General features: G+C 72.9%; 18 protein-coding genes. 11 read left to right on the top strand and 7 right to left on the bottom strand.

Annotated features, from left to right (window positions below; genetic code table 11):
* Positions 1–6: 6 nt before the first annotated feature.
* The 4 genes from BN6_RS32820 (at position 7) to BN6_RS32805 (ending at position 8,342) form a co-directional block, all read left to right on the top strand.
* Positions 7–2,973, top strand: a complete 2,967-nt coding sequence (locus tag BN6_RS32820) for a helix-turn-helix transcriptional regulator (RefSeq protein WP_015104154.1) — start codon at positions 7–9, stop codon at positions 2,971–2,973.
* A 315-nt stretch (positions 2,974–3,288) separates the two neighbouring features.
* Positions 3,289–4,041 (top strand): ABC transporter ATP-binding protein, encoded by a 753-nt coding sequence (locus tag BN6_RS32815; RefSeq protein WP_015104153.1) that lies wholly within the window; start codon positions 3,289–3,291, stop codon positions 4,039–4,041.
* A 5-nt stretch (positions 4,042–4,046) separates the two neighbouring features.
* Positions 4,047–6,548, top strand: a complete 2,502-nt coding sequence (locus BN6_RS32810; protein ID WP_015104152.1) for an ABC transporter permease — start codon at positions 4,047–4,049, stop codon at positions 6,546–6,548.
* A 378-nt stretch (positions 6,549–6,926) separates the two neighbouring features.
* On the top strand, positions 6,927–8,342 hold the full coding sequence (locus tag BN6_RS32805; RefSeq protein WP_015104150.1) for a GH1 family beta-glucosidase: 1,416 nt from the start codon (positions 6,927–6,929) through the stop codon (positions 8,340–8,342).
* Positions 8,343–8,456: 114 nt separating this feature from the next.
* On the opposite strand, the gene BN6_RS32800 is transcribed toward BN6_RS32805, so the two are convergent.
* The 4 genes from BN6_RS32800 to BN6_RS32785 form a co-directional block, all read right to left on the bottom strand.
* Positions 8,457–9,488, bottom strand: coding sequence for a LacI family DNA-binding transcriptional regulator (locus BN6_RS32800; protein WP_015104149.1), 1,032 nt, complete (start codon positions 9,486–9,488; stop codon positions 8,457–8,459).
* Between the two features lie 280 nt (positions 9,489–9,768).
* On the bottom strand, positions 9,769–10,152 hold the full coding sequence (locus BN6_RS46185) for a hypothetical protein (protein ID WP_148303113.1): 384 nt from the start codon (positions 10,150–10,152) through the stop codon (positions 9,769–9,771).
* A 63-nt stretch (positions 10,153–10,215) separates the two neighbouring features.
* Positions 10,216–11,313, bottom strand: a complete 1,098-nt coding sequence (locus tag BN6_RS32790; protein WP_015104148.1) for a winged helix DNA-binding domain-containing protein — start codon at positions 11,311–11,313, stop codon at positions 10,216–10,218.
* A gap of 3 nt (positions 11,314–11,316) precedes the next feature.
* Positions 11,317–11,715 carry a hypothetical protein gene (locus tag BN6_RS32785; protein WP_015104147.1) on the bottom strand — a complete coding sequence of 133 codons (399 nt, stop codon included), beginning with the start codon at positions 11,713–11,715 and terminating at the stop codon, positions 11,317–11,319.
* 120 nt (positions 11,716–11,835) lie between these two features.
* Between BN6_RS32785 and BN6_RS32780 the strand changes: the two genes are divergently transcribed.
* The 3 genes from BN6_RS32780 (at position 11,836) to BN6_RS32770 (ending at position 17,245) form a co-directional block, all read left to right on the top strand.
* Positions 11,836–12,426: a DM13 domain-containing protein gene (locus BN6_RS32780; RefSeq protein ID WP_041314896.1), complete on the top strand. Its 591-nt coding sequence runs from the start codon at positions 11,836–11,838 to the stop codon at positions 12,424–12,426.
* Positions 12,427–12,742: 316 nt separating this feature from the next.
* A complete protein-coding gene (locus BN6_RS32775) occupies positions 12,743–13,738 on the top strand; it encodes an AraC family transcriptional regulator (RefSeq protein WP_015104145.1) in 996 nt (331 codons plus the stop codon).
* Between the two features lie 156 nt (positions 13,739–13,894).
* Complete coding sequence (locus BN6_RS32770) at positions 13,895–17,245, top strand: phosphodiester glycosidase family protein (RefSeq protein ID WP_015104144.1); 3,351 nt, start codon at positions 13,895–13,897, stop codon at positions 17,243–17,245.
* A gap of 76 nt (positions 17,246–17,321) precedes the next feature.
* On the opposite strand, the gene BN6_RS32765 is transcribed toward BN6_RS32770, so the two are convergent.
* From BN6_RS32765 to BN6_RS32755, 3 genes are read right to left on the bottom strand one after another with little or no spacing between them, the layout of a single operon-like run.
* The gene (locus BN6_RS32765; RefSeq protein WP_041314889.1) at positions 17,322–19,385 is read right to left on the bottom strand and encodes a 3-hydroxyacyl-CoA dehydrogenase NAD-binding domain-containing protein; all 2,064 of its coding nucleotides are present in this window, start codon (positions 19,383–19,385) and stop codon (positions 17,322–17,324) included.
* Entirely contained in the window at positions 19,385–20,587 is a 1,203-nt protein-coding gene (locus BN6_RS32760; RefSeq protein ID WP_041318902.1) for an acetyl-CoA C-acetyltransferase, read from the bottom strand. Before BN6_RS32760 ends, BN6_RS32765 begins: the two co-directional genes overlap by 1 nt.
* A gap of 55 nt (positions 20,588–20,642) precedes the next feature.
* Positions 20,643–21,086 carry a GNAT family N-acetyltransferase gene (locus BN6_RS32755; RefSeq protein ID WP_015104141.1) on the bottom strand — a complete coding sequence of 148 codons (444 nt, stop codon included), beginning with the start codon at positions 21,084–21,086 and terminating at the stop codon, positions 20,643–20,645.
* Positions 21,087–21,192: 106 nt separating this feature from the next.
* On the opposite strand from BN6_RS32755, the gene BN6_RS32750 reads away from it, so the two are divergent.
* The 4 genes from BN6_RS32750 (at position 21,193) to BN6_RS32740 (ending at position 24,799) form a co-directional block, all read left to right on the top strand.
* Positions 21,193–22,341 (top strand): acyl-CoA dehydrogenase family protein, encoded by a 1,149-nt coding sequence (locus tag BN6_RS32750; RefSeq protein WP_041314886.1) that lies wholly within the window; start codon positions 21,193–21,195, stop codon positions 22,339–22,341.
* A complete protein-coding gene (locus BN6_RS32745; RefSeq protein ID WP_015104139.1) occupies positions 22,341–23,471 on the top strand; it encodes a CaiB/BaiF CoA transferase family protein in 1,131 nt (376 codons plus the stop codon). The genes BN6_RS32750 and BN6_RS32745 overlap by 1 nt, the downstream gene beginning before the upstream one ends.
* A gap of 486 nt (positions 23,472–23,957) precedes the next feature.
* Entirely contained in the window at positions 23,958–24,119 is a 162-nt protein-coding gene (locus tag BN6_RS47525) for a hypothetical protein (protein ID WP_015104138.1), read from the top strand.
* A 191-nt stretch (positions 24,120–24,310) separates the two neighbouring features.
* Positions 24,311–24,799 carry a hypothetical protein gene (locus tag BN6_RS32740; protein ID WP_015104137.1) on the top strand — a complete coding sequence of 163 codons (489 nt, stop codon included), beginning with the start codon at positions 24,311–24,313 and terminating at the stop codon, positions 24,797–24,799.
* The last annotated feature ends 119 nt before the right edge of the window (positions 24,800–24,918 follow it).

Raw genomic sequence — 24,918 nt, 5'->3', positions numbered from 1 at the left:
GCGAACATGCCACCCGTGGCACGCCTTGGTACCGGAATCCCCTTGGTGGCGCGTAGCCGGGAGATGACCAGGCTGCGCGCCGCCCTCGACGAGGCCGCCCGCGGCAAGGCGGGCGCGGTCCTGCTGGCCGGCGACGCCGGCGTGGGCAAGACGCGGCTGGTGGAGGAGCTGGCCGCCGCCGCGGACGCCCTGGTGCTGACCGGCCGATGTCTGGACGTCGGTGAGACCGGCCTCCCCTACCTGCCCTTCACCGAAGTCCTGGGGCAGGTGCGGGAGGCCGGTCTGCTCGACGTCGAGGCCCGGCCGGCGCTGGGCCGGCTGCTGCCCGAGCTGTCGCTGCCCGCCTCGCAGGACAGCGGGCTGTCCGGCCTGCCCTCGCACCTGGTCGGCCGCCGCCCGGAGCAGGACGTCGGCCAGTTGCAGCTGTTCGACGCGGTGCACGGCCTCCTCGGCGAGCTGGCCGAGTCCCGGCCGGTGCTGCTGGTCCTGGAGGACCTGCACTGGGCCGACGCGTCCACCCGCTACCTGCTGTCCTTCCTGCTGTCCCGGCTGCGCGCGCAACGGCTGCTGATCGTGAGCTCCTACCGCTCGGACGACCTGCACCGCAGCCACCCGCTGCGCCCCCTGCTCACCGAGCTGGTGCGGCTGCCGGCCGTGCAGCGGCTGGACCTGACGCCGTTCAGCGCGATCGACGCGCGCTCGTTCGTGGCGGCGCTGTCCGACGACCTGCCCGACGACCTCGTGCTGGAGGTCGCCGAGCGCTCGGACGGCAACCCGTTCTTCGCCGAGGAGCTGATCGCGGTCGCGACCTGCGGCTCCGGCATCCCGTGGACGCTGGCCGAGGTGCTGCTGGCGCGGATCGAGCGGCTCTCGCCGCCGGCGCAGCACGTGGTGCGGGTCGCGTCGGTCGGCGGCCGCTCGGTGCGCCACGACCTGCTGCGGCACGTGGCCGACATGGACGACGCCGCGCTGGACGCCGCGCTGCGCGAAGCCGTGCAGCACCACGTCCTGGTGGTCAACGGCACCGAGATCTTCACCTTCCGGCACGCGCTGCTGCGCGAGGCCGTCTACGGCGACCTGCTGCCGGGCGAACGGGTGCGGCTGCACGCCGCGTACGCCTCGCGGATCGCCGACCAGTCCGACCGGGGGTCGGCCGCGGCGCTCGCGCACCACTCGCTGGAGAGCCACGACCTGGCCCGCGCGCTGCGCGCGTCGGTGGACGCCGCGCAGGAGGCCCAGGCCGCCGGCGCGCCCGCCGAGGCGCTGCGGCACCTGGAGCAGGCGCTGAAGGTGTGGCAGGCGGTGCCGGCGGCGGACCGCCCGGCGGGCGTGACCGAGCTGCTGCTGCTGCGCCGCGCGTCGTGGGTGGCGGGCACCGCCGGGCAGCCGGAGCGGGCCATCGCGTTCGCCCGCAGCGGGACCGCGCTGGTCGACGCGGAGGCGCCGGAGGAGGCCGCCGAGATGTGGCGGCGGTTCGCCCAGGCGTTGCAGGTGATCGACGGCACCGAGGCGGAGAAGTTCGTCGCCATCGAGGAGGCGTGGAAGCTGGTCCGCGACCGGCCGGCCAGCCCCTCCCGGGCGTGGGTGCTGGCGGTGTGGGCGGCGCTGCTGCGGCAGGACCGCGAGTACGCCGAGGCGCGGGAGCGGGCGCAGGACGCGGTGCGCGACGGGCGCGAGTCCGGTGCGGACGCGGCGGTGGCCGACGCGCTGGCCACGCTGGGCCTGCTGGACGAGGCGGCGGCGGACGTGGCGTCGGCGCGGGCGCACCTGGAAGAGGCCGTGGCGTTCGCGACGGAGGTCGACGCGGTCAACACCGAGCTGCGCGCCCGGTACTTCCTCGGGCTGCACCACTACGACCTGGGCGAGCTGGCCGACGCGGCCCGGGTGTTCGACGAGGGCATGGCGCGGGCCAAGGAAACCGGGCTGTCGTGGAGTTCCTACGGCTTGGAGCTGCGCATCCTCCAGGTGCTGACCAGGTACTACGTCGGCGAGTGGGAGGGCGCGGCGGTCGCCGCCGAGCCGCCCGGCCTGCGGGTGTCCAGCACGGTGTCCGCTCGGCTGGCCGCGTCCGGCACCCACGTGCTGGTCAGCCGCGGCGAGTTCGAGCAGGCCGAGCGGCTGATCGGCGAGCTGCGCGCGGACTGGCACCGGGACCTCCAGATCGCGCTGATCACCGGCGGCACGGGTGCGGAGCTGGCGCTGTGGCGCGGGCAGCCGGAACTGGCCGTCGACCGGGTCGCGGACGCGATCGCGTGGTCCCGCCGGGAGGGCGGGGACTGGGCCCTGGCGGGCATCCGGCTGGCGGCGCTCGGCGTGGCGGGGTACGCCGAGATCGCCGCCCGCGCCCGGCGGCGCCGGGACAAGGAGGGCGAGGAGGCGGCGGTGGCGGCCGGGCGCGACCTGGCCGACTACGCCCGCACCACGGCCGAGATGGGCTCGCCGCGCACCGGGTCGCTGGGGCCGGAGGGCCGGGCGTGGCTGGCCCGGGTGGCGGCCGAGGAGGGCCGGCTGCGCGGCTCGTCGGACGCCGACCTGTGGCGGGTGGCGGTCGACGAGTTCGACTTCGGCTCGGTGTTCGAGCAGGCGGTGTGCCGGTGGCGGCTGGCCGAGGCGCTGCTGTCCGCCGAGCGGCGCGACGACGCGGTGGCCGAGCTGCGGCTGGCCGACGAGGTGGCCGACCGCCTGGGGGCCGCGCCGCTGCGCGACGCCGTGCACCTGGTGGCCCGGCGGGCCCGGGTGGCGCTGCACGCCGAGACGGCGCGCACCCAGGTAGACCCGTTCACGCCGCGCGAGCGCTCGGTGCTCGCACTGGTCGCGCTGGGGCGGACCAACCGCGAGGTCGGCGAGGAGCTGTTCATCTCGGAGAAGACGGTCAGCGTGCACCTGACCCGGATCATGGCCAAGCTCGGCGCGAGCCGACGCGCGGAGGCCGTGGCGATCGCCTTCGACCGGGGGCTGCTGGACCAGGCGTGACGCCCGGCCGGCGGACCGCTCGGCCCGGTCCGGAACGACGGGGGTCGCGCGGCGTCGCCGACGAGCGCGACCCGGCCGGGTCCACCGACGACCACCGCACCGTCTTCCGACTGGTCCAGCGCTTCGGTGACGACCTCGCGGCCCGGTCGCGACCGACGGGACCGATCCCGCCCGGTCGGCCGGTGTTCCCAGCCCAGGGGACTAGGCCGGGTCATCCCGCAGGCGGACGACGGGTTCCGCCGCGGAGGTGACGACCGTGTACGCGGCCCGCCCATACGTTTCCCCTGTCCGCTTGAGCAGAGGGAATGAGGGAGCATGTCCGCACTGGTGTCCGAGGTCGGAACCCGCACTGCCGTGGCTGCCGCGAACCTGGTGAAGGTCTACGGCAAGGGCGACACCGCCGTCCGGGCACTGGACGGCGTCAGCGTCGCGTTCGAGGCCGGGAAGTTCACCGCGATCATGGGGCCCTCCGGCTCCGGCAAGTCCACGATGATGCACTGCCTGGCCGGCCTCGACAACGTCGACGGCGGCGCGGTGCAGATCGGCGGCACCGAGATCACCTCGCTGGGCGACAAGGACCTCACCAAGCTGCGCCGGGACCGGATCGGGTTCGTGTTCCAGGCGTTCAACCTGCTGCCCACGCTGAGCGCCGAGGCCAACATCCTGCTCGGCCTGGAACTGGCGGGCCGCAAGCCCGACCGGCAGTGGTTCGACACCATCGTGGACGTGCTGGGGCTGCGCGACCGGCTCAGGCACAAGCCGACCGAGCTCTCCGGCGGCCAGCAGCAGCGGGTGGCCTGCGCGCGGGCGCTGGTCGCCAAGCCGGACGTGGTCTTCGCCGACGAGCCGACCGGCAACCTCGACTCGCGCTCCGGCGCGGAGGTGCTGGACTTCCTGCGGATGTCGGTGCGCAAGCTCGGCCAGACCGTGATCATGGTGACGCACGACCCGGTGGCCGCCTCCTACGCCGACCGCGTGGTGCTGATGGCCGACGGCCACCTCGCCGGCGAGATCGACAACCCGACGGCCGACTCCGTGCTGTCCGCGCTGAAGCACCTGGGTGCGTGACCTGGATGCTGCGCACCATCATCGCGGGCCTGCGGGCCCGCACCGCCCGCCTCGTGCTCTCCTCGGTGGCGATCGCGCTCGGCGTGGCGTTCGTGACCGGCACGCTGGTGCTCAGCGACGCCATGACCGAGGGGATGCGCGACGAGTTCGCCAAGAGCGCGCGCAACGTCGACCTGTCGGTCACGGCCTCCGGTGACAACAAGGGCATCACCCCGCAGACCCTGGCGAAGATCCGCGAGACGCCCGGCGTGGCCGGCGCGGACACCCGCGAGTACGCCCCGGTGCCGCTGGTCGCCTCGAACGGCAAGGCCAAGACCGCGTTCGCGGTGCCGATGGGCACGGTCGACGAGCTGCGCGAGTACGACCTCGCCGACGGCCGCTACCCGTCGAGCGCGACCGAGGTGGCGGTGGACGTGCGCACCGCGTCCACGGCGAAGCTGACCATCGGGCAGCCGGTGACGCTGCTGGACGAGGACGAGCAGAAGCGCCAGTACACCCTGGTCGGCACCTACAAGCAGGGCGTCGGCGAGGTCTCGGTGGCCGGCATGGACCACCTGGTGCTGTCCCAGGCCGGTTTCCAGGTGTTCGTCGGCGACCGGCTGCCCTACCAGGTGGTGGCCGTCGGGGCCGACGGGTTCACCCAGCAGCAGGTCGCGGACAACGTCCGCAAGGCGATCGGCGACACCGGCTACACCACCCAGACCGGCGAGGAGCTGACCGAGGCGACGCTGAAGCAGATCAGCTCGCAGGCCGCCGAGTTCACCACGTTCCTGATGGCCTTCGCGGTGATCGCGCTCGTGGTCGCCTCCATGGTCATCTACAACACGTTCACCATCCTGGTCGCGCAGCGGACCCGCGAACTGGCGCTGATGCGCTGCGTCGGCGCGAGCCGCAAGCAGGTGTTCCGGGGCGTGCTGGCCGAGGCGTTCGCGATGGGCCTGATCGCGTCGGTGATCGGCCTGTTCGGCGGGCTGGGCATGTCCGCGCTGATGCAGAAGGTGATCAGCGGGTTCGGCGACGGCGAGGCGGCCATGCAGGTCCGGCTGCCGATGACCGCGACGACGGTGCTCGCCGCGTTCGGCGTCGGCGTGCTGGTCACCGTGCTGGCGGCGGTGCTGCCCGCCCGCAAGGCCACCCGGGTCGCCCCGGTCGCGGCGCTGCGCAATCAGTTGGACAGCCACGAGGAGGTCGCCCGCACCGGCAAGCTGCGGGTCCTGTTCGCCGTCCTGCTCGGCGTCTGCGGCGTCGGCGCGGTCGCGCTGGGCATGCGGATCGAGGACGAGATGCCCGCGATGATCACCAGCGGCGGGGGCACGATGCTGCTGCTGGGTGCCGTGCTGGTGCTCGGTCCGCTGCTGGTCGGCCCGGTCAACCGGGTGCTCGGCGTGGTGCCGCGGGCGTTGTTCGGGGTGCCCGCCAAGCTGGCCTCCGCCAACGCCGGGCGCAACCCCAAGCGCACCGCCGCGACGACCGCCGCGCTGATGATCGGCGTGACCGTGGTGGCGATGGTGACCGTGGTCGCCAACAGCGCCAAGGAGACCGCGAACGCCCAGGTGGACGAGCGGATGCCCGCCGACTACACGGTGACGTCCTCGGTGCCCAGCCGGCTGCTGCCGGTGGACCTGGCCGGGCAGCTGGCCGCGGTGCCGGAGGTCGCGAAGGTCGCGCCCACCACCACGGTCTACGGCCAGGAGGCGTACTTCACCGGCGTCTCGAAGCAGTCGATCGGCGACCTGTTCCGGCCGAAGGTGGACAGCGGTTCGCTGGCCGACCTCGGCGAGGGCACGATCGCGCTGGAGTCCGAGTACGCCAAGCGGGAGAACCTGGCGGTCGGCGCCACGACGACGATCAAGACCGACAACGGTTCCGGCACGCTCAGGGTCGTGGCCCTGGTGTCCGGGCAGCGGCTGGGCGACGGCGTGGTCACGCTGGAGACCTCCGCGAAGCTCGACCCGAAGGCCGACGGCTACCAGAGCATCATGGTCAAGCTCAAGCCCGACGTGGCCAACGGCCGCGCGGCGGTGGAGCAGGTCACCGACGCCTCGCCGCTGGCCGCGATCGACTCGGCCGCGGAGACCAAGGCGCAGCTCAACAAGCAGCTCGACCAGGTGCTGGCGTTCATCTGGGCGCTGATCGGCCTGGCCGTGGTGATCGCGCTGTTCGGTATCGCGAACACGCTGACGCTGTCGGTGCTGGAGCGGACCCGGGAGTCGGCGCTGCTGCGGGCGCTCGGGCTGACCAAGGGCCAGCTGCGGCTGATGCTGGTGGTCGAGTCGGTGCTGATGGCCGTGATGGGCGCGGCGATCGGGCTGGTGCTGGGCGTCGGGTTCGGCTGGGTGATCACCACCGCGGTGTCCACCGACGCGCTCTCGCTGGCCTTCACCGTGCCGTTCGGGCAGATCGGCGCGATGCTCGGCGCCGCCGTGATCGCCTCCGTGCTGGCCGCCGCCCTGCCCGCCCGCCGGGCGGCGCGCACCTCGGTGGTAGCGGGGATGGCCGAGGCGTAGCCGGAGGTCGGATGGCCCGTTCCGCGACTGAGGAGGCGGAACGGGCCATTCGTGTGCCGTGGTTCACAGGAATCTTTCGGCGCGCGCGTCATACCTGCGTGCCGACGCCCTCTAACTCTGTGCGGGGTGGCTCGGGCGAGGGCCGAGCCACCCCCGCCCTTTCTCGCGGGTCGTTCACTGTGTGTTGCGGCCTGTTGCTCTCTGTGAGTGACGGGCGGCTGGAAATCACGGAACGGTGTCGACCGGTCACTCTCGGCTTGACGGTGACGGCTCTCGCTCACGAGAGTGAGAGCGCTCTCATTCTGCGTCGGGAGGACGGATGAGGACATCGTTCGGCCGGGCGACGGCCAGGACCGGGTGCCGTGAAGGGGTGAACTGATGACCGCTACCGAACCGGACGTCGACACGGGGCTGCTGGGCTTCCCGCCGGGCTTCGTGTGGGGAGCGGCGACCGCGTCGTTCCAGATCGAGGGATCGACCACAGTGGACGGTCGGGGGGCGTCGATCTGGGACACCTTCGCCGCCACCCCCGGCCGGGTGCGCGGCGGCCACACCGGCGAACCGGCCTGCGACCACTACCGCCGCTACGCCGGGGACGTCGCCCTGATGTCCGGGCTGGGACTGGGTGCCTACCGGTTCTCCGTGGCGTGGCCCCGGATCCAACCCACCGGCGTGGGCCGCGTGGAGTCCCGGGGCCTGGCCTTCTACGACCGCCTGGTGGACGAGCTGCTGGCGCACGAAATCGAGCCGGTGGCCACCCTCTACCACTGGGACCTGCCGCAGGCGCTGGAGGACGTCGGCGGCTGGCGCAACCGGGACACCGCCTACCGGTTCGCCGACTACGCCGCCGTCGTGCACGCCCGGCTGGGTGACCGCGTGCGGCAGTGGACGACGGTGAACGAGCCGTGGTGCTCGGCGTTCCTGGGCTACGGCAGCGGTGTCCACGCGCCCGGCGTCGTAGACCCCAAGGGGGCGCTGGAAGCCGCGCACCACCTGTTGCTGGGGCACGGCCTGGCGTTGCGGGCGATGAGTGCCGCCGCGCCCGCCGGCCACCTCTTCTCGATCGTGCTGAACTTCAGCGCGATGTGGGTCGACGTGGACGACGAACCCCACCGGCTCGCCGCCCGCGGGGTCGACGGCTTGCAGCACCGGATCTTCCTGGACCCGTTGGCGGGCAGAGGCTACCCGGCGGACGTGCTGGCGGGGACGGCGTGGCTGGGCGACTGGCAGCGGGTGGTCCGGGACGGGGACCTGGCGGTCGTGGCGACCCCGGTCGACTGGCTGGGGGTGAACTATTACAGCCCGACCCGGGTAGCGCCCGCGCCGCCCGACCACGTCGCGGCCGGGCCGTTCGCCGGGCTGCGCGGCGTCGAGCTCCTGCCGCCGCGCGGTGAGTTGACCGGGTTCGGCTGGGAGGCCGACGCGCGGGCGTTCACCGAACTGCTGGAACGGCTCGGGCGGGACGTGGCGGTACCGCTGGTGATCACCGAGAACGGCTCGGCGTTCCCGGACGTGGTGGCCGGCGGGCGGGTGGACGACGGGGAGCGGACCCGGTACCTGGTCGACCACCTGCGAGCGGTGCACACGGCGATCGAGCGCGGGGTGGACGTGCGCGGGTACTTCGCGTGGTCGTTGCTGGACAACTTCGAGTGGGCGGCGGGGTACGGGCAGCGGTTCGGCGTGGTGCACGTCGACTTCGCGACGCAGGAGCGGACCGTGAAGCGCAGCGGCCACACCCTGGCCGACGTGATCCGCCACAACGCCGTGCCCGCCGCCGGCTACCGCCTCGACTGAACCCACGCGGTCCGTGCCGGCACACCGCCGCCGGCACGACCTGCGTGGGTGCGGCCTGCGTTGCCGTGGACGCGGGCCGCGTGGCTGTCCGGGTCGCAGTGGTCGCTGGGGTGGTCAGGCGGAGTCGCGGCGGACCAGGACGGTCGGCAGGACTTCGCGGCGGGCGCGGATCGGCTCTTCGCGGAGCAGTCGCAGCAGCTGGGTGACCATGTGCTTGACCTGGTTGCTGGTGTCCTGGCGGACGCTGGTCAGCGGTGGCGTGGTGTGCGGGGCGATCATCGGGTGGTCGTCGAAGCCCACCACCGCCACGTCCTGCGGCACCCGTCGGCCGGCCTCGCGCAGCGCGTCCAGGGCTCCCGCCGCCATCAGGTCGCTGGCCACGAACACCGCGTCGAGGTCCGGCACCCGGTCCAGCAGGGCCGCCATCGCGCGCTTGCCGCCCTCGCGGGTGAAGCCGCCGTCCTCGGTCAGCCGGGCCACGTCCTGCTCCGCAGCCCTGGTCGCGGTCTGCCAGCCGGCCAGCCGGTCCATCGCCGAGTGCTCGTCGAGCGGTCCGGTCACCGACACGATCCGCTTGCGCCCCAACGAGATCAGGTGCTCGGTGGCGAGCACGCCGCCGCCCTCGTTGTCGTGGTCGACCAGGTGCAGCCCGCGCAGCGGACCCCACGGCCGGCCCGCGTAGACCACCGGCAGCGGCAGCTTGCGCGCGACCGACGGCAACTGGTCGCCCTTGTGCGGCGCGAACATCAGCGCACCGTCCACGTGCCCGCCCGCCAGGAACCGCTCGGCCCGCGCCAGGTCCTCCGGCGAGTGCACGAGCAGCAGCACCATCTGCGCGTCGGCGTCGGCCAGCGACCGCGCCGCCGACCGGATCAGCCAGGCGAAGTGCGGGTCGTCGAAGATCTTCGGCTCGGGCTCGGAGAACACCACCGCGACCGCGCCGGTCCGCCTGGTCACCAGCGCCCGCGCGGCCTGGTTCGGCTGGTACCCCAGCGCCAGCACCGCCGCCGTCACCGCCTCGTGCGCCTCGGGGCTGACCCGGGGCGAGGCGTTGAGCACGCGGGACGCCGTCGCGCGGGAGACGCCGGCCTTCGCCGCCACGTCCTCCAGCGTGGGGCGGGAGCCGGAGTGCGATGGGACGGACACGGGTACCAACTCCTCGCCACACCGAGCCTGACCGGATCAGCTTAACCGGAGGGCACCCCGTTGGGAGCGCTCTCACGCACGATCAGGCGGGTTCGGTGACCCGGTCGGCCACCGCCGCCGCCGGCGGCACCCCCGGCACTCCGTCTTCGCGCCGCCACCTCACCGGAAGGCCGGCCCGAGCCGTCGTGCGCAGCGATCGGTCTTGCAAGCACCAGCCGGCCGGCTCGCGGTACCCGCCCGGTCCGGGCCGGTGCCGGCAGTGCGGCCGGCGTGCCGAGCCTCAGTCGTCGCAGTGCGGCGGTGGGAACGGGTTGAGGGGGCCGCACGGCCAGTCGGTGCGTTTCGGGGTCGACGTGGTCGTGGACGTGGTGGGGGCCTCGGTCGTCGGGTCCGGGGTGCGTGGTGGTGTCGTGGTCGTCGTCGTGCGTTCCGGCGGCGCGGAGGTCGTCGACCGGGGCACGGCCGCCACCGGGTCCGTCGTGGCCTTCGACGTCGTCGCCGGGGGTGTGCCGGACGAGGCGGGCGGCTGGGTGGTGATCCAGGTGGACGACGGCGGTTCCGCCTTCTGCTTGTCGTCCATGCCGTCGATGTAGACGCCGACGAGCACACCGGTCAGCGCCGACGCCGCCACGGCCAAGCCGCTGGCAGCCCACAGCACCCGCACGGTCGACCTCCGAGTCTCTCCGCTGGCGCAAACGGCAGAACAGTACCGCTTGGCCGACCGGTCTCAGCCGACCCAGGCCACCTCGGCCGGTTGGGCCATCCGGTCGACCTCCGCCAGCACCGCTCTCCGCTCCTTTGCGGTCAACGAGCGGAAGGGCTCGACGGTCACGGTCGTGCGCCCACCTTTCCGCTCCTGCGACCAGATTCCCGTCAGCCGGCCGTTCACCAGCAGCACCGGGCTGAGCCACCCCTGCGGCCGGTACACGCGGTCGGGCGTGCCGCCGTCGAGCAGGTGCCCGGCGTGCCGGGTCGCGGCGACGACGTACTGGTCGAACGCGGGCAGCAGCCGCGCGCCGACCACCGGTTCGGCCTCGTGCAGCGCCGTGACCAGGTCGGTTCGCGCCCAGTACGGCTCGCCGCCGACGTCGACGGGGGTGATCCGGTCGCCGAGCGCCTTGAACACCCGCCCGCCGTCGGGCGGCTTGACGCCCCACCACCGGGCGAACTCCTCCCGGGTGGCGACGCCCTGCTGCCCGAAGAACCGCAGCGCGATCCGCTCGACGGCGTCGGCCGGCGGGTCGCCGACGTCGATCCAGGTGTCCGGCCGGGTGAACGCGACCAGGTTGCCCTCGCCGGGGCCGAACACCAGCCGGCCCCGGAACGACGCGGGCTTGAGGTACACACCCCAGCTCTCCCGCAGCTTCTCGCCGAGGTGCGGCGAGGTGCGCCGGGCGACCTCGTCGGCCAGGTCGGCGCGGGTCAGCACCCGGCCCTCCAGCGCCTCGCCGACGCCGTCGAGCAGGGCTTGGAGCTCCTCGGCCGTGAGGTGGAAGTTCCGCAGCCACACCGGCTTGAGGTAGTGCTGGTAGGTGGCGAAACCGGCCTGCCACAGCGCGTACTCGCGCGCGGGCAGCAGGTGCAGCGTGCCGCGCATGGACCACGTCTTGACCAGCGTCCGGTCCGCCCAGAGCGCCTGCTCCACGAAGTCCGGCGGCAGGCCGTCGACCCGCGCGCGCAGCGTGGCCTCGGCCGACGACATCAGTTGCGCGTGCAGGCCGCACAGCTCGGCCACGACGTCCAGCGCGTCCTCGGCGGGCCGGCGCACGTCGAGGCTGTGCGCGCGGGTCCGCCACGCGGCGACCCGCCCCCAGGTCAAGCTCACCCGTCACTCCCGATCGGTCACGGCCCGCTCGATGGCGGCGAGCCGGCGTTCCAGCACCGCCGCGCCCAGCACGCGGGCCAGCACCAGGCCCGCCCCGGACAGGCCGGCGACCAGCACCGCGCCGGTCAGGTGCCACGTCGGTGCGTCACCCGTGCAGGTGAAAACCTCGGTGAACCGCTCGGTCGAGCAGGTCACGAACGGCACCGCGGCCAGCCCGACTCCCGCGGCGGCGACCCCGCCCAGCAGCGCCGATCCGAAGGTGCGCATCAGCGGGAACGCGGCGTTGACCGCGCCCGCCGCGGCGATGGCGAACAGCAGCGGCACGGGATGCGGGAACGGTCCGAACAGCGCGCAGCCGAGCATCAGCGCGGCAACCACAGCGAGACCCGTCCGTTCACCCACTTGCCGACCCTAACCCGCGACGCCGGCGGGACGTCAGAAGTTCGTAAGGCGTTTCCGGGACTCTGACGGGTGTCCGATTCGTCAGTCTTGAGGGGTACAGGCGAAGCGGAAGGCGGACGGATGTCCAAGCGGGTCGTGGTTGTCGGGGTGTCGGCGGTGCTCGTGGTGGCGCTGGCGGTGGGGCTCTACCTGTTCCAGCCGTGGCGGTTGGTCACCAACCGCACGGCGGACGAAGCGCTCCTCGTGCCGGCGTCCCCCACGCAGAGCGTCCGGTCCACGCAACCAGCGGCGACCACCGTCCAGAGCACGACCACCGTCCAGAGCACGACCACCGTCCAGAGCACGACCACGGCACCGGCGCAGGCCGGTCCGGTGGCCCTGGCGTCCGGTCCGTTCCGGTCGCTGGAGCACGCCACGACCGGCAGCGCGACGCTGGTCCGGCGCGCGGACGGCGGGTACGCGGTGCAGTTCGAGGCGCTGGAGACCAGCGATGGCCCGGACCTGTACGTGTACCTGTCGGACAAGGCGTCCGACGCTCCGGAGTCGGCGTTCGGCACCGGCTTCACCAGTCTGGGCAAGCTCAAGGCCAACCGCGGCAACCAGGTCTACGAGGTGCCCGCCGGCGCGGACCTGACGGGCGTGCGCAGCGTGGTGATCTGGTGCCAGCGGTTCGCCGCGGGCTTCGCGGTGGCACCCCTGGAACAGACCTGAAACAGCCTCGCGGAACGCCGCATTGGTCTGAGCCAGATATAGCCTCTTCGCTCTATTGACGCATCTGGTCTAGACCACCTAAAGTGGTGAGCGCCACATCGTCCCTCGTTGATGGGCGGGCGGAAGCCCCATCGACGAGGAGCCGGCTCACTGGGGTGGGCCACGAGTGCGGCGGCGCGGCAACTGCTCTCTCCCCACGCCGCGCCGTCGCACTCGGCCACCCCCGCGAAGCGCCCCGCTCCCGGTGGAGCCGCCCTCGCGAAGCCGCCCCGGACAGAGCGCCCGGTGGCCGGACATCCCTGTCACACTGTGAGCGATGCTCACGAGGACCATCGCGATCCACTACGTCACGGCCGCGCTGCGGGGTGCCGTCCGGCACGGGCACGACGTGTCGGCGCTGCTCGCCACCGCGGGCATCCCCGAGGCGCTGCCGGCCGACGATCGCGCGCGGGTGACCCCCGCCCAGTACAGCAAGCTCATCCAGGCCCTGTGGGACGCGCTGGACGACGAGTTCATGGGGTTCGGCCCGCAGCGCAGCAAGCGCGGCACGTTCCCGACCATGTGCCTGCTCGCCGTGCACTGCGCGTCGCTGGAGGGCGCGTTGCAGCGCGGCCTGGCCTTCTACGCCCTGTTCGACGTCCGGCCGTCGATGCGGTTGGCCGAGCGGGACGGCGTCGCCCGGTTCGCGCTGGCCGCCGAGGGCGTGGACGACCCGGACCGGTTCCTGGTGGAGTCGCTGCTGGTGCTGTGGCACCGGTTCTCGTCGTGGCTGATCGGCCGGCGGATCCCGCTGCGCGGCGTGGAACTGGCCTACCCGGAGCCGCCGCACGCGGCCGAGTACCACCTGATCTTCGGCTGCCCGCTGCGGTTCGGCGCGCCGGAGACCGTGCTGACCTTCGACACCCGGTTCCTGCGGATGCCGGTGGTGCAGGACGAGGCCGCGCTGCGCCGGTTCCTGCGCAACTCGCCGGCCGAGCTGCTGTCCCGGCGGGACTACGGCGCGGACGCGTCCAGCCAGGTCCGCCGGATGCTCGGCGGCGGCGTGGCGGGGCTGGCGAACGTGGCCGCGCGGCTCGGGGTGAGCGCGCCGACGCTGCGCCGCAAGCTCGCCGCCGAGGGCACGTCGTTCCGCGAGGTGCGCGAGCAGCTGTTGCGCGACCAGGCGGTGGCCAGCCTGGTGCGCGGCGGCGAGTCGGTGGAGGAACTGGCGCTGCGGCTCGGTTTCTCCGAGGCCAGCGCGTTTCACCGGGCGTTCAAGCGGTGGACGGGCAACAGCCCCGGCGCGTACCGGACGGGAGCCGGCAGCCAGTAGCCCACAGCCAGTAGCCCACAGCCGGTAGCCGCCCGGCCGGAGCCCCGCCGCACGGCCGGATGTTCGCCGGAATGCCACCGAACGGTCGTGTACCGACAACTCCTGACGCGGTGGACTGACACCGCGAAACTTGCCCACACCACCTGCGGAGTTCCTGTGCCCAGACGCACGTGGCCGCTGGCCGCCACCCTGGTCCTCGCCCTGATCCCGACCTCGCCCGGCCACGCCGAGCCCGCCGCGCCGACCGGCGTGGCCGACCTGCCCGACGTGGTCGCGGCCCGCTCCGCCGTCGACCCGGCCCGCCGCATCGAGACCACCCGCACCAGCCGGCCGGTCGCGCCGGGCGTCTCGCTCAGCTCGTTCGACTGGTACGAGCCCGGCGACGCGGGCGGCTGGGTGCGCGGCGACGCGCTGACCGTCGACCTCACCGCGGGCACCCGGGTGGACTACCTGCACCCCGGCCAGGTCACCACCGCCGAACCCCTGTCGGCGCAGGCCAACCGCACCCGTGCGGTGGCCGCCGTGAACGGCGACTTCTTCGACATCAACAACTCCAACGCGCCCGAGGGCGTGGGCGTGCGGGACGGCGCGGTGGTCAAGTCGCCCGCCGCCGGGCACCGGCGCGCGGTCGGCATCGACGCCTCGGGCATCGGGCGCGTGATGGACGTGCTGTTCGACGGCCGGGTGACCCTCGCCGACGGCGGCACGATCCCCTTGGCGCAGCTCAACAGCGCGTCGATCGCCGCCGGCGCGTTCACCCCGGTCTGGGGCTCCTACAGCCGCGCCCGCGCCGTCCGGGGTGCGACGAAGGTCGCCGAGGTGGTGGTGCGCGACGACGTCGTCACCGAGGTGCGCACGGCGGCCGGTGACGACCCCATCCCGTCCGACGGCTACGTCCTGGTCGGCCGGGAAGCCGGCGCGGACCGGCTGGCCGCGCTCGCCACCGGGCAGCGGGTCACCCTGGACTACACCGCGAAGGCCGGCGACGGCAGCGCGCTCAAGGCCGCGATCGGCGGCAACCAGCTGCTGCTCAAGGACGGCGCGGTGGTCGCGCCCGACGATCCGCTGCACCCGCGCACGGCGGTCGGGTTCTCCGCCGACGGCAAGAAGATGTTCCTGCTCACCGTGGACGGCCGGCAAGCGCCGTTCCTGCTGGGCCTCAACCTCAAGGACATGGCCGCCGCGCTGAAGGAGATGGGCGCGCACAACGCCCTCAACCTCGACGGCGGCGGCTCGTCCACGCTGCTCGCCCGCACCCCCGGCACCGAGGCCGTGGCGGTGGAGAACACCCCGTCCGACGGCGGGGAACGCCCGGTGCCCAACGGCCTGGCGCTCTACGCGCCGCAGGGCAGCGGCCGGCTCGCCGGGTTCTGGACCCGCACCGCGATCGACCCGCGCCGCGCGCCCGGCTCGGACACCGTCGCGGGCGGCCACCCCGAGCGGGTGTTCCCCGGCCTGACCCGCCGCCTGGTCGCCGACGGCTACGACGAGACCTACGGCCCGGCCCGGGACCAGGCGCACCTCTGGCAGTCCACCCGCCCGCACGTGGGCTGGGTCGCCGACGGTGTGTTCCGGGGCCTGTCGAAGGGCACCACCAAGGCCGTCGCCCGGCGCGGCGGCACCACCGGCGAGGTGGAGCTGACCGTGCTGGGACCGCTGGCACGGCTCTCGGCCACCACGAACCGGCTCAGCCTGCCCGAGATCGGCGGCACCGGCGGCCTCGGCGTCGTCGGCCACGACCCGGAGGGCTTCACCGCGCCGGTCGAGCCCGCCGACCTCGACCTGGACTACGACCGGGCGGTGGTCGACATCGCGCCCGGCGACAACGGCTCGTTGCGGGTCAAGGCGCTCAAGCCCGGCGCGACCACCGTCACCGCGCGGGTGGGCGGGACCGTCGTGCGCGTGCCGGTCACCGTGGGGTTGCAGGAGAAGGTCGTCGCGAACTTCGACGACGGCGCGGCGTGGACGTTCGGCTCGGCGCGCGGCTCGGGCTCGGTCGCCCCGGTCGCCGAGGGCCGCACCGGCGCGGGCCTGAAGCTCGCCTACGACTTCGGCCAGTCCACCGGGACCCGCACGGCGTACGCGATCCCGCCTCGGCCGATCGTGCTGGAGGGGCAGCCGCTCGCGCTGGGCGCGTGGGTCTACGGGCACGGGCGCGGCGAGTGGACGGCGTTCACGGTGACCGACAACGCCGGGCTCACCAGGTCGCTCTACGGCCCGTACATCACCTGGACCGGCTGGAAGTACCTGGAGGTCCCGGTGCCCTCCGGGATGGCCTTCCCGTTGAGCGTCACCAGGTTCTACACGATCGAGACCAAGGCCGACCGGCAGTACTCGGGCGAGGTGCTGGTGGACGACATCGTCGCCAAGGTGCCGCCGGCCGTGCAACTGCCCGCCGCGCAGGAGGTCGCCGACCGCGTCGTGGTGCAGGACGGCACGGTCGGCAACCGCGAGTGGCGGTTCGCGGTGATGTCCGACGCCCAGTTCGTCGCCCGCGACCCGGACAGCGACCTGGTGCGCGCCGCCCGGCGCACCCTGCGCGAGATCAAGGCGCAGAAGCCCGATTTCGTCGTGGTCAACGGCGACTTCGTGGACGAGGCGGCACCGGCGGACCTCGCGATGGCGCACCGGATCCTGAACGAGGAGCTGGGCGACGAGCTGCCGTGGTACTACGTGCCGGGCAACCACGAGATCATGGGGCCGGGCACGATCGAGAACTTCCGCCGCGAGTTCGGTGCCACCAACCGGGTCTTCGACCACAAGGGCACCCGGTTCGTGCTGCTCGACACGTCCACCGGGACGGTCCGCGGCGGCGGCTTCGACCAGGCCGCGATGCTGCGCGACGCGTTGCGCGACCACGGTCCGGTGAACTCGGTGGTCGTGGTGGAGCACCACCCGCCGCGCGACCCGACGCCCACCAAGGGCAGTCAGCTCAACGACCGGCTGGAAGCCGACGTCGTGGAGGACTGGCTGGCCGACTTCCGCCGCACCACCGGCAAGGGCGCGATGTTCATCGGCTCGCACGTCGGCGTGTTCCACGCGTCTCGGGTCGACGGCGTGCCGTACCTGATCAACGGCAACTCCGGCAAGGCACCGGCCGAGGGCGGGTTCTCCGGCTGGACCATGCTCGGCGTCGACTCGCGCCCGAAGCCCGGCCAGGAGTGGATCGCCGCGGAGATCCGGCCGCACGTCGACGGCCTGTCGCTGGCGGTGCCGGACACCGTCCGGGTCGGCACGCCGGGCGCGGTCGCGGCGAGCGTCGCCCAGGGTTCGCGGCAGGTGCCGGTGAAGTACCCGGTGAGCGCGGACTGGACCGGTTCCCTCAACGTCCACATCGGACAGTTCGCCGGACTGCGGCCGTGGCACGTGGCGTGGCTCGACCCGGCGACCGGCAGGCTCACCGCGCTGCGGCCGGGCAAGGCGACCATCGCGGTCACCGTCAACGGCGTCACCCGCCGCGCGGACGTGACCACCGCGTGGCCGCAGTGGGGGCTCAAGGTCGCCTGAAACGAGTACCGCGCGACGGCGCGGTCGCCTGAGAGGGTGGAGCCCGGTGTGCCGACACCGGGCTCCACCCGTCACCTCAGAACTTCTCGCCCTTCGCGGCGCGCTCGCGCAGCGACGCCGGCGGCCGGAAGCGCTCGCCGTAGGTGTCGGCCAGGTAGTCGGCCCGCTCCACGAACTCCGACAGCCCGTAGGAGTTCACGAACTGCAGCGTCCCGCCGCTCCACGGCGCGAACCCGAACCCGAACACGCTGCCCACGTTCGCGTCCCCGACCGAGGTCAGCACGCCCTCGTCCAGGCACCGCACGGTCTCCAGCGACTGGATGAACAGCAGCCGGTCCTCGACGTCGCGCTCGGTCACGCCGGCGTCGTCGCGCGCGTACCGGGCCAGCCCCGGCCACAGGAACTTCTTGCCGCCCTCGGGGTACTCGTAGAACCCGGCCCCGCCGGACTTGCCGGTGCGCCCCTCGGCGACCAGCTCCTCCAGCACGCCGAACGCCGGGTGCTCGCCCAGCGCGCCGGCGGTGGCCGGGTCGTCGGCCAGGGTCTGGTCGCGGATCTTGAGCTGGAGCGTCAACGTCACCTCGTCGGAGACGGCGAGCGGCCCCACGGCCATGCCGGACCGCTTGGCGACGTTCTCGACCAGCGCCGGCCGCACGCCCTCGGCGATCATCGACACGGCCTCGGTCACGTACGTGCCGAACGTCCGCGAGGTGTAGAAGCCGCGGCTGTCGTTGACCACGATCGGCGTCTTGCCGATCTGGAGCACGTAGTCGAACGCCCGCGCCAGCGTCTCGTCCGAGGTCTGCTCGCCGCGGATGATCTCCACCAGCCGCATCTTCGGCACCGGCGAGAAGAAGTGCAGCCCGATGAACCTCGTCGGGTCGGCCACGGCCGAGGCCAGCCCGGTGATCGGCAGGGTGGAGGTGTTGGAGGCGATCACCGCGTCCGGCAGCGCCGACGACTCGGCCGCCGGCAGCACCTCGTTCTTCAGCGCGCGGTTCTCGAACACGGCCTCGATCACCAGGTCGCACCCGGCCAGGTCGGCGTCGGAATCGGTCGGCGTGATGCCCGGGACGCCGTTGGCACCGCGGGTCGCGCCCTCCAGCGTGACGTCCTTGAGCACCACCTCGATGCCGGCCTTGGCGCTGACCTCGGCGATGCCCGCGCCCATCATGCCCGCGCCGAGCACGCCCAGCCTGCCCACCTTCGTGGCGTCCACAGTGGACGGACGCGAGCCGCCCGCGCCGATCTCGTTGAGCTGGAACCAGAACGTCGAGATCATGTTCTTCGACACCTGGCCGGTGACCAGTTCGAGGAAGTACCGGCCCTCGACCTCCAGCGCGGTGTCGAAGTCCACCAGCGCGCCCTCGACCGCGGCCGCCAGGATCTTCTCCGGGGCCGGGTAGGCGCCGTGGGTCTTCTTGCGCAGCACGGCGGGCGCGGCGGCGAGCAGCCCGTAGACGTTCGGGTCGCCGAACTTCACGTCCGGCACCGAGTACCCGGGCCGGTCCCACGGCTGCTGCGGCGCGGGGTTGGCCTTGATCCACGCGCGGGCCTGCGCGATCAGGTCCTCCTTCGAGGGTGCCAGGGCGTCCACGATCCCGGCCTGCAACGCCCGCGCGGGCCGCAACTGCCTGCCCTCCATCAGCAGCGGCAGCGCCGGCTGCACGCCGAGCAGGCGCACCAGCCGGGTCACGCCGCCACCGCCGGGCAGCAGGCCCAGGGTCACCTCGGGCAGGCCCACCTTGATCTTGTCGTCGTCGAGCACCACCCGGTGGTGGCAGGCCAGCGCGATCTCGAAGCCGCCGCCCAGCGCCGCGCCGTTGACCGCCGCGACGACCGGCCTGCCCAGCGTCTCCAGCCGGCGCAGCTGGCCCTTCACCTCCTCCAGGAACCCGAGCGCCTCGCCCGCGTTCTCCGGCGTGAGCGTGATCAGCAGGTTCAGGTCGCCGCCCGCGAAGAACATCTTCTTGGCCGAGGTCAGCACCACCCCGGTGATCTCGTCGCGCTCGGCCTCCAGCCGGGCGACCGCCTCGCCCATCGCCCGGTGGTACTCGGCGTTCATCACGTTCGCCGAGCCCGACAGGTCCATGGTGAGGGTGACGACACCCTCGTCGTCGCGCTCGTAGTGGATGGTCATCAGAGCCTCTCGATGATCGTCGCGATGCCCATGCCGCCGCCCACGCACAGCGTGGCCAGGCCCCGGCGCAGGTCCCGGCGCTCCAGCTCGTCCAGCAGGGTGCCCAGGATCATGCAGCCGGTCGCGCCCAGCGGGTGGCCCATGGCGATCGCGCCGCCGTTGACGTTGACCTTCTCGTCGGGCAGGTCCAGCTCGCGCCGGAACTTGAGCACCACCGAGGAGAACGCCTCGTTGATCTCGAACAGGTCGATGTCCTCCACCGACAGCCGCGCCCTGTCCAGCGCCTTGCGCGCCGCCGGCGCCGGGCCGGTGAGCATGATCGTCGGCTCCGAGCCGACCACGGCGACCGACACGACCCGGGCCCGGGGCGTGAGGCCGAGGTCCCGGCCCGCGCGGGCGCTGCCGATCAGCATGGCCGCCGCGCCGTCCACGATCTGCGAGGAGTTGCCCGGCGTGTGCACGTGGTCGATCCGCTCGACCGACGGGTACCGGTCGATGGCGACCGCGTCGAACCCGAGGTCGCCGTGGAACTGGAACGACGGCTTGAGCCCGCCCAGCGCCGCCAGCGTGGTCTCCGGCCGGATCGCCTCGTCGTGGTCGAGCACGACGACCCCGTTCTGGTCCACCACGGGCACCAGCGAGCGCTCGAAGTACCCCTTGTCCCGCGCGAGCGAGGCCCGCTGCTGCGACTGGAGGGCGAACGCGTCGACGTCCTCCCGGCTGAAGCCCTCCAGGGTGGCGATCAGGTCCGCGCTCACGCCCTGCGGCACGAAGTTCGTGGCCAGGTTGGTCTCCGGGTCGGCCATCCACGCGCCGCCGTCCGAGCCCATCGGCACCCGCGACATGGACTCCACGCCGCCCGCGACCACCAGGTCCTCGAACCCGGACGCCACCTTGGCCGCCGCGAGGTTCACCGACTCCAGGCCGGACGCGCAGAAGCGGTTGAGCTGCACCCCGGCGGGCCGCAGGTCCCACCCGGCCGCCAGGACGGCGGTGCGGGCGATGTCCGAGCCCTGCTCGCCGACCGGGGACACGACGCCGAACACCACGTCGTCCACGGCCGAGGTGTCCAGGTCGTTGCGCCGCGCCAGCGCCGCGAGCACCCCGGAGGCCAGGGTGATCGGCTTCACGCTGTGCAGCGAACCGCGCTTTCCCCTGCCGCGCGGTGTGCGCACCGCGTCGAAGATCAAGGCTTCGCTCATGCTGCCACCGTAGGCAGTCGCGGCCGCCAAGCCCATGACCGCTACGACTGACTTATTAGCTCACCGCGAGGTCCATCACCTCGCCGTCACCGGTGAAGCCCAGCCGCTCGTACAGCCGGCGGGCCGGGACGTTGCCGGCGAACACCCGGAGCTGCACCCGGGGCCAGCCGTGCTCCATCGCCCAGGCCAGGACCTCGGCCACCAGGGCTTCGCCGACGCCCCGCCGGCGGAACGGCGGTTTCACCCACATGGAGTACAGGTACAGCACGTCGTCGTGGACCTCATGGGGCACTGTCCCCACCAGTCCGACCGGCTGGGGCGCCTCCGCGATGACTTTCACGCCCCACCGCGGGTGCAGGATCTCGCGCCAGCGGGCCTCCCCGTACCCCTGCTCGACGGTCAGCGTCGAGCCGAACGCGCCGGGGTCGCTGGCCAGTGCGCTGAGCCTCATGTCACGCCAAGTCGCCCAGTCCCGCGGGGACAGCCTTCGGAGGTTCATGTCCGCAGTGTCGCGCACGCACCTGACAATTGCGCTCACGATCTGCCGGCAGTTGTGGGTGTGGCGGTCATGGCGGGCGACCGCCGCCGGTGGGACCGTCGTCGGTATGCCAACGCGCCGTTCCCCCTGGATGACCGACGACCTGGACCAGCTGCGCCGGCTCGCCCGGACGTTCTTCGCGAAGGAGTCGGTCCCGAACCACGAGCGCTGGGCCGCGCAGAAGCAGGTGGACCGGGAGTTCTGGAACAAGGCCGGCGAGCTGGGCCTGATGTGCCTGTCCGTGCCGGAGGAGTACGGCGGGGGCGGCGGCACGTTCGCGCACGAGGCGGTGCTGCTGGAGGAGCAGGCCCGCGCCGGCGACAGCGCGTGGGGCAACAGCGTGCACAGCGGGATCGTGGCGCACTACGTCCTGGCCTACGGCACCGAGGAGCAGAAGCTGCGCTGGCTGCCCAGGCTCGCCACCGGCGAGCTGGTGGGCGCGATCGCGATGTCCGAGCCCGGCGGCGGCTCCGACCTGCAGAACATCAAGACCCGCGCGGTCCGCACCGGCGACGAGTACGTGATCAACGGCTCCAAGACCTTCATCACCAACGGCGCGCAGGCCGAGCTGGTGATCGTGGTCGCCAAGACCGACCCGTCCCAGGGCGCGACCGGCATCTCCCTGCTGGTCGTGGAGACGCCGCTGGCCCCGGGCTTCCGGCGCGGCCGGGTGCTGGACAAGATCGGGCTCAAGGGCCAGGACACCGCCGAGCTGTTCTTCGACGACGTCCGGGTGCCCGCGACCAACCTGCTCGGCTCGGCCGAGGGGCAGGGCTTCATCCAGCTCATGCGGCAGCTCCCGCAGGAGCGGCTGATCATCGCGGTGGCGTCGATCGCGGGCATCGAGGCCGCGGTGGACCTGACCGTGGACTACGTCAAGGACCGCACCGCGTTCGGCCGGGAGCTCATCAAGTTCCAGAACACCCGGTTCACCCTCGCCGAGTGCGCCACCGAGGCCCGCGTGACCAGGGCCTTCGTGGACGAGTGCATCGGCGAGCACCTGCTGGGCCGGTTGGACGTGCCCACCGCGGCGATGGCCAAGTGGTGGTCCACCGAGCGGCTGTGCCGGGTGGTGGACGAGTGCGTCCAGCTCTTCGGCGGCTACGGCTACATGACCGAGTACCCCATCGCGCGCGCGTGGGCGGACGCGCGCGTGCAGAAGATCTACGGCGGGACGAACGAGATCATGAAGGAAATCATCGCGAGGTCGCTCTAGTGGCCGGGCCGCTGGCGGGGCTGCGGGTGGTCGAGCTCGCGGGCCTCGCGCCCGCGCCGTTCGGCTGCATGGTGCTCGCCGACCTGGGCGCGTCGGTGGTCCGGGTGGACCGGGTGTCCGGCGGCCCGGCCGTGCCCGGCGACGTGCTGGGGCGCGGCCGGCGCTCGATCGGCGTGGACACCCGGCGGCCGGCGGGCGCGGAGGTGGTGCTCAAGCTGGTGGAGCGGGCCGACGTGCTGGTGGAGGGCTTCCGGCCGGGGGTGACCGAGCGGCTGGGCCTGGGGCCGGCGCACTGCCTGGCCCGCAACCGGCGGCTGGTCTACGGCCGGCTGACCGGCTGGGGCCAGGACGGCCCGCTGGCCGACCGGGCCGGGCACGACCTGAACTACATCGCGCTGGCCGGCGCGCTGGAGCCGATCGGGCGGGCGGGCGCGCCGCCCACCGTGCCGCTCAACGTCGTGGGCGACTTCGGCGGCGGCGGCCTGCTGCTCGCGCTGGGCGTGCTCGCGGCCCTCTACGAGCGCGAGCGGTCCGGGCGCGGGCAGGTGGTGGACGCGGCGATGGTGGACGGCGCGGCGCTGCTGACGACGTTCCTGCACGGCATGAAGGCCGCCGGGGCGTGGTCCGGCGAGCGCGGCACGAACCTGCTCGACGGCGGTGCGCCGTTCTACGACGTTTATGCCACATCGGATGGAAAGTACGTCAGCATCGGGGCCCTGGAGGACAAGTTCTACGCGGAACTGCTGGTCGTGCTGGGTTTGGCCGACGCCGAGGTGCCGAATCGGCACGATCCCGCGCAGTGGCCCGCGCTGCGCGAGCGGATCGCGGCGGTCGTGGCCACTCGGAAGAGGGATGAATGGGCGGCGCGGGCGGCCGGGACGGACGCCTGCCTGGTCCCGGTGCTGAGCCCGGAGGAAGCCCCGGCCGCGCCGCACAACACCGCACGTGGCACGTTTGTCGAGGTGGGCGGCCTGCCGCAGCCCGCTCCCGCGCCCCGGTTCGACCGGACGCCGGCGGGGACACCGTCCGTGCCGCCCGCAGTCGGGCAGCACACGATCGAGGTGTTGGCGGAGCTGGGACTGCCCGAGGCGGAGATCGCCGAACTGCGGCGCGCGGGTGTTGTCGGATGACCGGTAACCGACCGGGAGTGGCCCGGGAGTGGCCCGGGAGTGGCCCGGGAGTGGACCGGGAGTCGGCTGGAAGTCGACCGGAAGGCGATCCGAAAAAGGGCGCGAAAATACGCGAACAGTGCCCGAAAGAATGAGGTGCGGCCCGTACCGGCCGATGACTGACCGTGTGTGGGTCAGCGCATGTGGGTGATCAGCGCGATCTGCGGCGGAGAGCTGACGATGTGGCGAACCTCGGTGTCCGTGCCAGGGGGGAGTGGGGCGAGTGGCCCGTACCTAGGTCATCGGCCCGGGTTCGGAGGCCCTTGATCGTCCGTTCGGGTGACTGGCGGGACGGTCCGAGCGTTGCTCGCTGGTGGATCCAGCGCCCGGTCGTGGGATCAGGGCGGGTTCTCCCGTCATCGTCCGGGTGAATGGGGGACCATGGTCGTGACGCGGTGGGCACGACGCCTGCCGGCCGGGCACCTGTGAACGGACGGAGAGGGTCTCGTGAACGTCAAGAAGGTGGTGACGCTGGCGGCCGTCGCGCTGCTGCTGTTCCTCCTGATCACCCAGCCCGATCAGTCCGCCGACGCGGTCAAGACGGGCGTCGGCTGGCTGCGCCAGGGGGCCGAGTCGATCATCACGTTCGTCCGCAGCCTGTTCAACTAGTCCACGTCGCGGGGCGCGGGTGGTCCGGTCACCTCCCGTGACGAACGGGCTCGGACGTTGCACCGTCTGGGTGGAATGAGGGCTATAACGCCCTGGTAACAGGGTTTTTGACAAACCAGGGTCTAGCGGTTGTCGGTACCCGCTAATACGGTGCGCTGCATTGGCTGATCTTCGACCGACGAGGAGGCAGAATGGTCGAGGACTCCGGAGTCGACGAGCTGCTGCGGCAGTGGGCGGCTGAGCGCTCGGACGACGCCGAGTTGCAGGAGGTGAACCGGATCAAGGACGCGTGGCTCGCAGAGGCCCCGCCGTCCGCACCGGGGATCCCCGTGCAACGGGCGAACGGCGGGTCGCGCGGACTGGTACGGGTCGAATCCGCTGACCCGGCCTACGTGGCGGCGATGCGGAAGAGGGCACCCGAGGTGCCCGAGGTGTTGCTCGCGGCGGCCGCCAGCTACTGGCAGCTGGTGGGCGACCTGTCCGAGGCGGAGCGGTGGTGGGACGCGGGCATCAGCCCGTTGGACCAGCGCGCGCTCGACTACCGGGCGGCCGGGCTCACGCCCGCCGACCTGGGACGGCGCCTCGGCCCGATGACGGTGCTCCAGCACCTGCGTCGGGGCAGTGCGGCGGCCTGGTGCGTGGCCAGGTTGCAGCGGCAGCGCCGGGACGGCGTTGCGTGAACCAGCGCCGCGTTGTGAGGGCGCGGCGTCGAGTGGTAGCACCGCACCAACCGGGAGGGCGGGCTCCTGTGCGAGGAGCCCCTTCCGTCGAGATGTGAACTCCGCGAAGTAGTGTGGGA

It is taken from the genome of Saccharothrix espanaensis DSM 44229 (assembly GCF_000328705.1).
Classification (GTDB): Bacteria; Actinomycetota; Actinomycetes; order Mycobacteriales; family Pseudonocardiaceae; genus Actinosynnema; species Actinosynnema espanaense.
This window is presented reverse-complemented; position numbering and strand designations above follow the sequence as displayed.

Coding starts and splice junctions, on each gene's coding strand:
- BN6_RS32820 (WP_015104154.1), top strand. CDS start 7: ATGCCACCCGTGGCACGCCTTGGTACCGGAATCCCCTTGGTGGCGCGT.
- BN6_RS32815 (WP_015104153.1), top strand. CDS start 3,289: ATGTCCGCACTGGTGTCCGAGGTCGGAACCCGCACTGCCGTGGCTGCC.
- BN6_RS32810 (WP_015104152.1), top strand. CDS start 4,047: ATGCTGCGCACCATCATCGCGGGCCTGCGGGCCCGCACCGCCCGCCTC.
- BN6_RS32805 (WP_015104150.1), top strand. CDS start 6,927: ATGACCGCTACCGAACCGGACGTCGACACGGGGCTGCTGGGCTTCCCG.
- BN6_RS32780 (WP_041314896.1), top strand. CDS start 11,836: ATGTCCAAGCGGGTCGTGGTTGTCGGGGTGTCGGCGGTGCTCGTGGTG.
- BN6_RS32775 (WP_015104145.1), top strand. CDS start 12,743: ATGCTCACGAGGACCATCGCGATCCACTACGTCACGGCCGCGCTGCGG.
- BN6_RS32765 (WP_041314889.1), bottom strand. CDS start 19,385: ATGACCATCCACTACGAGCGCGACGACGAGGGTGTCGTCACCCTCACC.
- BN6_RS32760 (WP_041318902.1), bottom strand. CDS start 20,587: ATGAGCGAAGCCTTGATCTTCGACGCGGTGCGCACACCGCGCGGCAGG.
- BN6_RS32755 (WP_015104141.1), bottom strand. CDS start 21,086: ATGAACCTCCGAAGGCTGTCCCCGCGGGACTGGGCGACTTGGCGTGAC.
- BN6_RS32750 (WP_041314886.1), top strand. CDS start 21,193: ATGCCAACGCGCCGTTCCCCCTGGATGACCGACGACCTGGACCAGCTG.
- BN6_RS32740 (WP_015104137.1), top strand. CDS start 24,311: ATGGTCGAGGACTCCGGAGTCGACGAGCTGCTGCGGCAGTGGGCGGCT.